The organism is Gemella bergeri ATCC 700627, assembly GCF_000469465.1.
GTDB classification, from domain to species: domain Bacteria; phylum Bacillota; class Bacilli; order Staphylococcales; family Gemellaceae; genus Gemella; species Gemella bergeri.
Map to the genome: position 1 here is coordinate 46,167 of NZ_KI271848.1, position 11,943 is coordinate 58,109.

14 protein-coding genes and 1 tRNA gene are annotated in these 11,943 nt (G+C 29.7%); 14 read left to right on the top strand and 1 reads right to left on the bottom strand.

Annotated elements, in window-relative coordinates:
- Positions 1–4: 4 nt before the first annotated feature.
- The 14 genes from HMPREF1983_RS04750 (at position 5) to HMPREF1983_RS04815 (ending at position 10,516) form a co-directional block, all read left to right on the top strand.
- Positions 5–631: an NfeD family protein gene (locus tag HMPREF1983_RS04750; RefSeq protein ID WP_021753160.1), complete on the top strand. Its 627-nt coding sequence runs from the start codon at positions 5–7 to the stop codon at positions 629–631.
- Between the two features lie 26 nt (positions 632–657).
- Positions 658–1,644 (top strand): flotillin-like protein FloA, encoded by a 987-nt coding sequence (gene floA / locus HMPREF1983_RS04755; protein WP_021753161.1) that lies wholly within the window; start codon positions 658–660, stop codon positions 1,642–1,644.
- A gap of 28 nt (positions 1,645–1,672) precedes the next feature.
- A complete protein-coding gene (locus tag HMPREF1983_RS04760; RefSeq protein ID WP_021753162.1) occupies positions 1,673–2,158 on the top strand; it encodes a hypothetical protein in 486 nt (161 codons plus the stop codon).
- A gap of 2 nt (positions 2,159–2,160) precedes the next feature.
- Positions 2,161–2,490 carry a hypothetical protein gene (locus tag HMPREF1983_RS04765; protein ID WP_021753163.1) on the top strand — a complete coding sequence of 110 codons (330 nt, stop codon included), beginning with the start codon at positions 2,161–2,163 and terminating at the stop codon, positions 2,488–2,490.
- A 19-nt stretch (positions 2,491–2,509) separates the two neighbouring features.
- Entirely contained in the window at positions 2,510–3,058 is a 549-nt protein-coding gene (locus HMPREF1983_RS04770) for a hypothetical protein (protein WP_021753164.1), read from the top strand.
- Between the two features lie 17 nt (positions 3,059–3,075).
- Entirely contained in the window at positions 3,076–4,380 is a 1,305-nt protein-coding gene (locus HMPREF1983_RS04775) for a thymidine phosphorylase (RefSeq protein ID WP_021753165.1), read from the top strand.
- A 12-nt stretch (positions 4,381–4,392) separates the two neighbouring features.
- Positions 4,393–5,031 carry a deoxyribose-phosphate aldolase gene (gene deoC / locus HMPREF1983_RS04780; protein ID WP_021753166.1) on the top strand — a complete coding sequence of 213 codons (639 nt, stop codon included), beginning with the start codon at positions 4,393–4,395 and terminating at the stop codon, positions 5,029–5,031.
- Positions 5,032–5,386: 355 nt separating this feature from the next.
- Positions 5,387–6,718: a DEAD/DEAH box helicase gene (locus HMPREF1983_RS04785; protein WP_021753167.1), complete on the top strand. Its 1,332-nt coding sequence runs from the start codon at positions 5,387–5,389 to the stop codon at positions 6,716–6,718.
- A complete protein-coding gene (locus HMPREF1983_RS04790; RefSeq protein WP_021753168.1) occupies positions 6,718–7,602 on the top strand; it encodes a deoxyribonuclease IV in 885 nt (294 codons plus the stop codon). The genes HMPREF1983_RS04785 and HMPREF1983_RS04790 overlap by 1 nt, the downstream gene beginning before the upstream one ends.
- A 12-nt stretch (positions 7,603–7,614) precedes the next feature.
- Entirely contained in the window at positions 7,615–8,064 is a 450-nt protein-coding gene (locus HMPREF1983_RS04795) for a Fur family transcriptional regulator (RefSeq protein WP_021753169.1), read from the top strand.
- Entirely contained in the window at positions 8,064–8,987 is a 924-nt protein-coding gene (truB, locus tag HMPREF1983_RS04800; RefSeq protein ID WP_021753170.1) for a tRNA pseudouridine(55) synthase TruB, read from the top strand. Before HMPREF1983_RS04795 ends, truB begins: the two co-directional genes overlap by 1 nt.
- A 16-nt stretch (positions 8,988–9,003) precedes the next feature.
- Positions 9,004–9,918: a bifunctional riboflavin kinase/FAD synthetase gene (locus tag HMPREF1983_RS04805; protein WP_021753171.1), complete on the top strand. Its 915-nt coding sequence runs from the start codon at positions 9,004–9,006 to the stop codon at positions 9,916–9,918.
- A gap of 150 nt (positions 9,919–10,068) precedes the next feature.
- Positions 10,069–10,341, top strand: coding sequence for a 30S ribosomal protein S15 (gene rpsO, locus HMPREF1983_RS04810; protein ID WP_004632287.1), 273 nt, complete (start codon positions 10,069–10,071; stop codon positions 10,339–10,341).
- Positions 10,342–10,442: 101 nt separating this feature from the next.
- A tRNA-Arg gene (locus HMPREF1983_RS04815) sits at positions 10,443–10,516 on the top strand.
- A gap of 91 nt (positions 10,517–10,607) precedes the next feature.
- Here HMPREF1983_RS04815 and HMPREF1983_RS04820 read toward each other — a convergent pair.
- Entirely contained in the window at positions 10,608–11,795 is a 1,188-nt protein-coding gene (locus HMPREF1983_RS04820) for an FtsW/RodA/SpoVE family cell cycle protein (protein WP_021753172.1), read from the bottom strand.
- Between the last annotated feature and the right edge of the window lie 148 nt (positions 11,796–11,943).

Here is an 11,943-nt window from a genome sequence, read left to right on the forward strand (position 1 = left end):
CAAAATGGAAAATATGTATTTGTATCTTGATTGGGTCCTTTTAATATTAATGTCACTTACATTTTGCCAACAATTATTTTTAAAGAAATTTAATCTTTATGGAATAATATCAGTTCTTAGTTTGGCGATTTATATAGCTTTACATTCATATAATACAGATATAAGTATATTTGTTTTGGTGATGTTTTTAAGCGGAATAGCTCTTGTTGTTTTAGAAATGTTTATTCCGGGCGGAATAATAGGTACGATAGGAATTATAACTTTGATAAGTGCGATAATTTATATCAACAACGCTACTTATAGCGTTACATTTATTATTGTTATAGCGATAATATTATTTATTGGTTTGTATTTATTTAATAGGCACATATTAAACAAAAAGTTAGTATTTTTAAATGCGTTAGTATTAAAAGATGCTATTACAACAAAAGACGGTTATGTAGCTATGGAAAACAGAGATGAATTACTTGGAAAAAGTTTAGTAGCATATACTGACTTAAGACCCGCCGGAACAGCTATATTGAATGATGAAAAGTTTGATGTAGTTACCGATGGAGATTTTATTAAAAAAGGTGATATTATTGAAGTTACGCATGTTGAAGGTATGCGTATCGTAGTGAGAAAAAAATAATTTTATAATATAAAGGAGGTCGTAATATGCCGGAATTAATTTTTACAGGTATAATTTTAGTTGTAGTACTTATTGTATTATCAATATTTTTTACATTTTTCCCGTTGGGATTGTGGATTAGTGCTATAGCAGCCGGTGTAAAAGTTGGAATTTTTACACTGGTGGGAATGCGTCTAAGACGTGTTATTCCAAGTCGCGTTATCAATCCTATGATTAAAGCACATAAAGCCGGGCTTGATGTGACTATTAATCAATTGGAAAGTCACTACTTAGCAGGGGGGAATGTTGATAGGGTAATTAATGCTCTTATAGCTGCTCATCGTGCCAACATCGTTAGTTTAACGTTTGAACGTTGTGCTGCGATTGACCTTGCAGGTCGTGATGTACTCCAAGCCGTTCAAATGAGTGTTAATCCTAAGGTTATTGAAACACCATATATTGCAGGTGTTGCGATTAACGGTATTGAGGTAAAAGCAAAAGCTAGAATTACCGTTCGTGCCAATATAGAACGTTTAGTAGGGGGAGCAGGAGAGGAAACGGTTATTGCTCGTGTAGGTGAGGGTATAGTTTCTACCATTGGTTCTTCCGAGTCACATACTGTTGTTTTAGAAAATCCGGATAGAATTTCTAAAACAATTCTTAATAAGGGTCTTGATGCAGGGACTGCATTCGAAATCTTATCGATTGATATTCTTGATGTTGATATTGGTCAAAATATAGGTGCGAATCTTCAAACAGAACAAGCGATTGCAGATAAGAACATTGCTCAAGCAAAAGCAGAACAACGTCGTGCTATGGCGGTAGCGGCTGAACAAGAAATGAAAGCAAGAATTCAAGAAATGCGTGCTAAAGTAGTTGAAGCAGAGGCGGAATTACCGCTTGCAATGGCAAAAGCATTCCAAGAAGGTAATCTTGGGGTTATGGATTATATGAATTATAAAAATCTGGAGGCTGACACCGGAATGAGAGATTCAATAAAACGAATGTCACAACCAGATACAACAAGGAAATAAATAATAAAGAAACAGAGGGGGTAATAGCATGACATTTGTACTCTTCGCTGTACCTATAATATTTATTGTTATATTAATTATTTTTGCTACTGTAATTTTATCAGATAGTAATAAATATAAAAAACGTTTAAATAATGCTAGCCAGATTGAGCTTGATAAAGCTAGAGAATTTGCTCTAAGAACAATGGAAGAGATTAAAAAGATTAGAAGTGAATATGATGCTCAAAAATCACTGAATGAGCAGAATTTACCTAATACAAACAGAGAACCTAAAAAAGAATTTGCTTCTATAAAAGGAAAAACTTTACAACAACAGAGAACTTTAAATAAATATGAAGAATATTATAATGAAAAACATCACGGAACTAAAAATATTTTATCTGAACCGATAAATAATGATTGGTTATCCAAAGAAGTATATTCTAAAAAGCTGGTCTTGTCTAAAGAAAATATAGTAAGAGGACTTATAGCAAAAGAATATTTGAATAGGAAAAATATAAGGAAAAGAGTTTAGTTATGAATTCTATTATTATTTCTATTGTAATATTTGTGGTTGGTCTAATTATTAGTAATTTAAAAAAAGAAAATAAGAAAACCAAATTTAAAGAAGTCTCAAAAAGTAAAGTTAAAGAGCAAAGACAAAATAAAAAAAATTTAATAAAAAGCGGGATTACTATTGATGAAAAGGATAGTATGAATTATAATAGAACTATTCAAAGACAAAATAGAGTTGTAGTTGATAAAGAAAAAGAAATTTTATCAAATTCAAGCATTATTGATAAAGAAAAAATTATAAATGATATAATTTTCTCGGAAATTTTGTCTAAACCTAAGAGTAAACGCTAAGTATCAGGAGGTATAATCTATGAAAAGAGTTTATAACTATTTAAGTTATTGTATCTGTTCATTTATACCTCTTTATATTTTTTTACTTATTTATTCATTTATTAAACAAGATATTGAAAATGTAGTTTTGATAATAATTTTATTAATATTATGTTTTATTGGTATTATAAAACAAGGATTGGAAGAGCCGACAAACGTTTTTGTCTGTTCTCAAAAGGAGATAATTTCTGTAAAAAAAATTGATTATATTTATTTAATTCTTAGTATCATATTAACTTTTTTAATTATTCATGATAAAATGAATATAAATATAAAGTTAATAATTCTTGCGATAGTGTTTTTCTTACTAACGACATTAAAATTCAAATTTAAATCTTATACTTTAATATTATTGGGGTATAAAGTCTATAATATACGTGATAAGTTAATATACAGCAAAAAAAGTTATTTAGAACTATCACTAATATTAAAAGAAAGAAAATCATTGCAAATTATTGAAATATCAGATAATATTTACATAGAAAAAGAGAAGTATAATTTGAAGAATTTTTATTGTAAAGACTATTAAATAAAAAGGAGAATTTTATGCGTATTGTTGACATTATTGATAAAAAGAAGAAAAATCATGAATTGTCTAAATCTGAAATTGAAACATTGTTACATGGGTACCTGGATGGAACAGTTCCTGATTATCAAATGAGTTCATTTTTAATGGCGGTTTATTTTAATAATATGACAACTGATGAACTTGCTCATTTTACTATTACAATGAGAGATTCCGGAGATACAATTTTTTTTGATAACCTTAATTCATATTTGGTAGATAAACATTCTACCGGTGGTGTCGGGGATAAGGTAACTGTTGTTTTAGGCCCCATTTTATCAGCCTTGGGGATGGCTACCACAAAATTATCCGGAAAAGGGTTAGGGCATACAGGTGGAACTATTGATAAATTTGAATCAATAAAAAATTTTGAATTTAGTACAACAAAAGAAGAATTAATGGATATTGCTGGTAAAACGGGTATAGGGTTAATGGGTTATAGCGATAAAATAGTTCCCTTGGATAAAAAGATATACGCATTACGTGATGTGACTGCAACGGTAGATAGTATACCGCTTATAGCCAGTAGTATTATGAGTAAAAAATTAGCTATTCAATCCAATCTTATAATTTTAGATGTTAAGGTAGGAGATGGTGCTTTTATGAAAACGATAGAAGAGGCTCGAGAATTATCACGAAGAATGGTTGAAATCGGGAATGCTGTAGGCAGAAAAACAATGGCGGTTCTTACAAATATGGATGAACCATTAGGGTTTAATATTGGTAATGCTAACGAGATAATAGAGGGGATAGAAGCATTAAAAGGAAATTGGGCGACAGATCTTAAAGAAATTGTTTACGAGATAGTTTACCTTGCTTTAAAATACAAAGGGGAGGTAAAAACTTTTGATGAAGCCTCTAAAAAAATTGATAAAGTGATTGAAAGCGGGAAAGCTCTAAAGGCATTGAAAGAATTTATACAATTGAGCGGAGGAAATGGAGAGATAGTAAATAACTATTCATTACTCCCTACACCAAATGAAACTTTGATAGTTACTTCGGACAAAGAAGGTTATGTTTCTAAGATAAAAGCTGAAGAAATAGGAAAAGCGGCTATGGTAATTGGAGCGGGACGTGCAACAAAAGATGATATTATAAATCATGCTGTCGGTATAAAATTAAACAAAAAAGTAGGAGATTTTGTGAGAGAAGGAGAAATTCTTGCTAAAATTTATTACAATAATAATGAAAATATTTTAAGTAGTAAAAATATGGTATTAAAATCTTATATAATAAAAAAAGAAAAACCAAAAAAAATTAATAATATATTAGAAATAATAGAATAGAGAGGTATATATATGGAATTAAATAAATACATAGATCACACGATTTTAAAAGCAACAGCAAGTGAGAATGACATAAAAAAACTTTGTGAAGAAGCAAAAAAACATAAACTTTATAGTGTTTGTGTTAATGGTTGTTATGTTAATGATGCAAAAAAAATATTACAAGGTAGTGATGTGAAAGTAGCGGCTGTGGTAGGTTTTCCTCTAGGGGCGATGTCAACAAAAGCAAAAGTTTTTGAAGCTAAAGATGCAATTGAGCAAGGAGCATCAGAAATTGATATGGTGATTAATGTAGCAAAATTAAAAGATGGTAAATATGATTATGTAAAAAACGAGATCAAACAAATAAAAGATGCCATAGGAGAAAATATTTTAAAAGTAATCATTGAAACTTGTTATTTATCAAATGAAGAAAAAATAAAAGCGTGTGAATTATCATTAGATGCTAAAGCTGATTTCGTGAAAACTTCAACAGGTTTTGGCACCGGCGGTGCAACATTTGAAGATGTTAAACTTATGAAAGATGTTGTCGGTAATAAAGCTAAGGTAAAAGCAAGCGGTGGAGTAAAAGATAAACAAACTGCGGAAAAATATATAGAACTTGGAGCGGAAAGATTAGGAACAAGTTCAGGAATAGAAATAATAAAATAATTTAAAAAAGAGATATTTTGATGGCTCTGTGTTAAATACATAACATGAAAAAAACTAAGCAACACTACGTTACTTAGTTTTTTCTTATTAATTTTAAAATTATTTTGAAAACTAAATTATAAAAAAAATTCAGTGTAATTTCCTATTATAATGTTTATAAAAAAAGATAAATTATTGTATCAAAGTATAATATATAATAAATATATTTTTAATATAACATTAATAAAAAATAATTTTAATGGCTAAAAATAAGCATTTATAGTATAATAAAAAATGGTTTATTATAAATAAAATAGTTATTTATATATAATAATATTGAATGAACAGTAAGTGTTGATAGTATAAAGGAGATATAATGTTATCAAAATCATTTGAACAATATGGATTTAAAGACTTTGTAAATAAGGCGATAATTGATTTGGGATTTAAAAATCCGACAAAAATTCAGGAGCGAGTATTTTCTCCGGTGTTAAAAGAAAAAAATATTGTGGCGAGATCACAAACAGGTAGTGGAAAAAGTCATTCATTTTTATTGCCGATTTTTAGTAAGCTAGATTTAGATAGGAAGAAAACGCAGGGTATTATCTTGGCGCCAACACGTGAGTTATCACGTCAGTTATACGAAATGGCGGTGCATATTGCAACATTTAGTGAAAAAGAAATAAAAATTACTTTGTGTATCGGTGGACAAGATTTAAATCGTGATATAGAGCGTGTATCGAATGCACCACATATTATTATTGGAACACCTACACGTGTTTTAGAATTGGATAGAGCCAATGCTTTATCGATAAAAGAAGTAGAAACGTTGGTTATTGATGAATGTGACATGATGATTGATTTAGGTTTTATGGAAGATATAGACAAATTATCTAAACGTGCAGCAACAAATTGTCAATTTCTAGTTTTTTCTGCAACTATACCAACACAAATGAGTTATTTTTTAAAAAAATATTTAAACAATGCCCAACATATTGATGTGGATAATGCAAAATTTGGGAAAATAGACTATATACTAATACCGGAAAAAAGTTCTACACGTTTGGAAAAATTGTATGAAATAACAACAGTGCTTAATCCATATTTAGCTTTGATTTTTGCCAATAAAAAAACGGAAGTAGAGGAAATTAGTAATTATTTAATTAAACAGGGACTTAATGTTGGTGTGTTGCATGGTGATTTGACACCACGTGAGAGAAAGCAAATGCAACGCAGGATTAATAATTTAGATTTTACCTATGTAGTTGCTAGTGATTTAATGAGTCGAGGCATTGATATCGAAGGAATTAGTCATGTTATCAATTTTAATATTCCTAATGATTTGGATTTTTTTATTCATAGAGCAGGTAGAACAGGTCGTGCAGGCTTGAGTGGAGAATGTATTACGATTTATAACAGCAAGGATGAAGAAAAATTACAAATATTAGAAAATCGTGGTATAAAATTTAATCATGTAGATATTAAAAATGGACAATTTATTGAAGTAAAAGATAGAAACAAACGTCAGAGTAGAAAGAAAATAGTAGCTGATCATAATTTAACAGAAAAATTAAAATCAAAAGTAAAAGTATCAAAGAAAGTAAAACCGGGTTATAAGAAAAAATATAAATATAAGATGGATAAATTAAAACAAAAAGAACGCAGAAAATTTGCGAAAAGAATGAATAGGACAAATAGAGGTAATTGATGAATAGTTTAAAAATAGGATCACACGTATCAATGTCGGGTAAAGAAATGATGCTTGGTTCTGTAAAAGAAGCTGCAAGTTACGGTAGTGATACATTTATGATTTATACAGGTGCACCGCAAAATACAAAAAGAAAACCTATAGAAGAACTTCGTATTGCTGAGGCGAAAGACTTGATGAAAGAATATAATATTAGTGATATTGTTGTTCATGCGCCGTATATTATTAATTTGGGAAATACAATAAAACCGGAAATTTATAAACTTGCGGTAGAATTTTTACGTCTGGAGATTGAGCGTACTGAAAAAATTGGGGCAAAGAATATTGTTTTGCACCCCGGTTCTCACGTAAAAGCTGGTGTAGATAAGGGTATTAAAAGTATCATTAAGGGATTAAACGAGGTACTTACTAAAGATATGATACCAAATATTTCGCTTGAGGTAATGGCTGGTAAAGGTAGTGAGTGTGGACGAAGTTTTGAAGAAATTGCTCAAATTATTGACGGTGTGGTGTTAAATGATAAATTGACTGTTACATTTGATACTTGTCATGTTTTTGAAGGCGGGTATGATATAGTAAATAATCTTGATGAGGTTTTAACACAATTTGATAAGATAGTAGGGCTTGGGCGTATCCAAGTATTACACATTAATGATAGCAAAAATTCTTTAGGAGCTCATAAAGATAGGCATGAGAATATAGGATATGGTGGGATTGGGTTTGATGCGATTAATCGGATTGTTCATCTTAGTGAATTTGAGCATATTCCAAAAATTTTAGAAACTCCATGGTATGGTGAAAATAAGGAGTTTGCTCCGTATAAATATGAAATTGATATGTTGCGTCGTGGTATATTCGATATAGATTTTAAAAAAGAAATATAGAGGAGAAGGACTATGAGTACGGTAGAAGAAAAAGTTGATGAAATAATGAAGTATTTAAAAGAAAAAGGGTATAAATATACCGATAAGCGTAGGGCTATGGTTGAATTGTTCGTTAGTGAAGATAGGTATATTAATGCAAGATATGTTTCCGAAACAGTAGGAAAAGAATACCCCGGGTTAAGTTTTGATACTATTTATAGAAATTTAAGTACGTATGAAGAGTTAGGTATTTTAGAAGCAACAGAAATAAAAGGTGAAAAATATTTCAAGATAGGTTGTTTAAATGTTGATCATCATCACCATCATCATATCTGTTTAAATTGTGGTAAGGCGAAGACAATTCATATTAATGTTTGTGCAGATTTAAAAGTTCCTGAGTTAGAAGGATATAGAATTGACGGTCATAAGTTTGAAATTTACGGCTTGTGTCCTGAGTGCCTTGAAAAAAAGGAGAATAAATAATGTTCAATGGCATCTTACCAATCTATAAGGAGCATGGGATGACAAGTCATGATGTGGTTTTCAAAGCAAGAAAAATTTTGCAGATGAAAAAGATAGGCCATGCCGGTACATTGGATCCTGAAGTGGATGGAGTTCTTTTATTACTACTAGGAGGAGCAACTAAGGTTAGTGATTATGCTATGAATTTAGGTAAAAGTTATCGTGCAGAAATTTGTTTAGGAGTACAAACAACGACGGAAGATTTAACCGGTGAAATTGTAAAAGAGCAGAAGGTAACCGGTGTAAATATAGCGGACATTAAGGAAATACTTATGACTATGGTTGGGGAAATAGAGCAAACACCACCTATATATTCAGCTGTTAAAGTTAAAGGAAAAAAACTATATGAATATGCGCGAATCGGGAAGTTTGATGTAAAAATACCAAGCCGTACGGTAAGTATTTTCAATATTGATTTTATAGATGGTAGTGAGTATTACAAAGATGGACGATATTATTTTTCACTTGATATTAGTTGTGGTAAAGGAACGTATATAAGAACGATAGCAACACAAATCGGCGTGTTATTAAATATTCCTAGTACAATGAGTAAATTAACACGGATACGGAGCGGGAAAATAGGTGTTGCTGATTGTTTAAGATTATCAGAAGTAGAACTTGCAATAAAAGAGGGAAATTTAATAAAATATTTATTACCAAAAGAATATGCACTGGAAGAGTATCAATTTTTAGAACTTCCGATGTATCGTGCTAAGCAAGTAATGAATGGCTTGCGTTTTAGAAAAGAGCAATTCCCCGATTATGATTTTTCAACACCTGTGGTGTTTACTTATAACAAAGAAGCGATAGCGGTGTATTATTTAAAAAATAGCGAAGATGAATTGTTATCGGTAAAAACGATATTTCCAAAGATAATAGAGTAGTTAAGAAAGGTAAATTATGGAAATTTTTAATATTTCTAATTTGGGTCAAATAAAAAAAGACAATAAAAGAAGAGCGGCAGCGTTAGGTTTTTTTGATGGTGTTCATAAAGCACATAAAAAAATAATAGCGGAGATGTTGAAAGAAACAGATATAATTCCGATAGTAATAACACTTGATAAAAGTCCTAAGGAGTATTTCGGTCATACAAGTGTTGAATGTTTAACCCCACTTGAGAAAAAATCAAAAATATTTGAAACGCTTGGAGTACAAGAAGTATATTATTTAAGTTTTAATAAGCAACTACAAACATTGAGTGCAGAAAGTTATATTGATAAAGTATTAAAACAATTAAACGTGGAGAAAATATTTTGTGGTTATGATTATAAGTTTGGGTATAAAGGGGTAGGAACGCCGAAGTTAATAGCTGACTATAGTGATATAGAGGTAAATATTTTAGAAGAAGAGATGATTGGAGATAGAAAAATATCAACAACAGCATTGAGAGAATTTGTGGAAAGTGCAAATTTTACCGGATATTATGATTTTACCGGTAGATATTACTCAATATCCGGAGTAGTGGTGAAGGGACGTCAACTAGGAAGAACTATAAATTTTCCGACAGCAAATTTAAAAATGAAATCTTCGTATTTACTTCCAAAAACTAATGGTGTTTATATTACAAAAACGAAAGTAAGGGATAAAATATATAAATCAATTACCAATATTGGTTATAACCCGACGGTGTCGGAAGTAAAAGATAAAAAATTTATAGAAACTCATATTTTAGATTTTGATGCTGAAATTTATGGAGAAATGATAGAGGTTTATTTCTACGATTTTTTAAGAAAAGAAAAAAAATTTGAAAGTTTTAATCATTTAAAAAAACAATTACAAAAAGATAAAATGGTTTGTGAACAAAAAGAAATATAGATTTTAAAAAAAATTGTAAAATTATTATTTTTTACTTGAAATAAGTATAAAAATAATGTAGAATAATCAATGTGCCTTAGTCGTGGTATGGAAACACTCCAGGTTCTTTACTAGGATTAAGGAAAAAAATAATATATGGAGGAATAAAGAATGGCAGCAATTAGTCAAGAAAGAAAACAAGAAATTATTGCTAAATACCGTACTCATGAATCAGATACCGGTTCTCCGGAAGTGCAAATTGCGGTATTAACAGCAGAAATTGATGCTTTAACCGAGCATTTGAATACTCATAAAAAAGATCATGCCGGTCGCCGTGGATTACTAAAAAAAGTTTTCCGTCGTCGTCACTTGTTAGACTATTTAATTAAAAAAGATATTCAAAGATATCGTGAGTTAATTAAATCTTTAGGTTTAAGACGATAGTGAAATTTGAAGGAGTTGTTCTCCTTCAAATTTTTCAAAAAGGTATTGACATAATATTGTATTATTGATATACTATTATAGTGATTTGAAAGAAGTGAGTTGTCTCAGTAGCTCAGCAGGATAGAGCAACGGCCTTCTAAGCCGTCGGTCAGGGGTTCGAATCCCTTCTGGGACGTAATGAGAATAGAACTTTTAGTTCTATTTTTTTTGGCTGCATAATAAGTTATAGAGATGTTTTATTATACTCTATACTTATTATGCAGCCATTATTCATAGTATGGATGATTATATTCATCTTTTTGTTCTGCAGAATATTCATCTTCTAAATATTCCTCATAAATGGTGGCGTTTATTTTTACAATAATGCCGAAGAGAAGTGTATTTGCGATGAGAGAACTACCGCCATAACTTATAAACGGCATACTAATTCCAATAACAGGAATAATACTCAAGGTAGAAAAGATATTTATAAAAAATGAAAAGCAGAAACTACAAATTGCTAAAAGAATAAAATAGTAACTGTAATTTCCTTGTTCGCATTTTTTTACAATACTAAATAATCTCAGTATAAAAATAAAGAACAATATAAGAAATAATGATGCACCGATATATCCAAAGTTTTTAGCAACGATAGAAAAAATAAAATCGTTAAATTGTTCGTCAATATAGTTTTTATTTTTAGCAAATGTACCGGTAACACCGCCACGATTAATTTCGCTTATAACTTGAGTTATTTGATAAGAATAGTCTTGTCTATAGCCTTCAGGATTTAACCACGATAATATTCTATTTAGTTGATAAGGTTTTAGACCAACTAAAGAAAGTAGTCGCGGGAAATAAAGTGCAGCTAAAATAATGATACCAAGGGCAGCAAGAACAACTGAGTAAATATTTAGTAAAGTTTTTCTATGTGTGCTAACCAAAAAGACCAATCCTAAGAATAAAAATATAAAAAATAAACCGTTTCCTAAATCATTTTCTTTTAAAACTAAAACAAAAGGAAGTGCGATAATTAATAATATTTTTAATAGTTTGATTTTATCGCTATTTTCTTTAAAACTATTTTCTTTAATAAGAAAACTAATCATTGCAACTGTAGCAACCTTTGCAAATTCGGATGGTTGTAAGGTGAATATTTTAAGATTATACCAACTGCGAGCACCATTAACGATGGGGGCAAGGTTATTAGGAACTAAAAATATTCCAACCAGTAAAATTAAAGAAAATAAATAAAATGGTAGTGTTAATCGTTCTATATAATCAATCGGAATTTTTTGTAAAAAATAAATAATAAAAAATCCTAAAATGTAAAACAGTAGTTGTTTTAAAAATAAAGTTGGTGTGATATTGTTATTATATTCAGCTAAGGCTATCAATATTAAACTTGATAGAGAGAATATAAAATAAAATATAAGTATTGATAAATTAATTTTATCTTTTATAAAATTTCGCATAATACAACTCCTTTTGTGTAATTATACAATAACAAGAATAGTTTGGCAAATTTTGATATTTTGATTAATAAAAATAGTTTATAGGGTTTATTTTGATGTATTATTAATAATTTTAAATTAAGAAAATATATGTTATAATCAAGTGTAG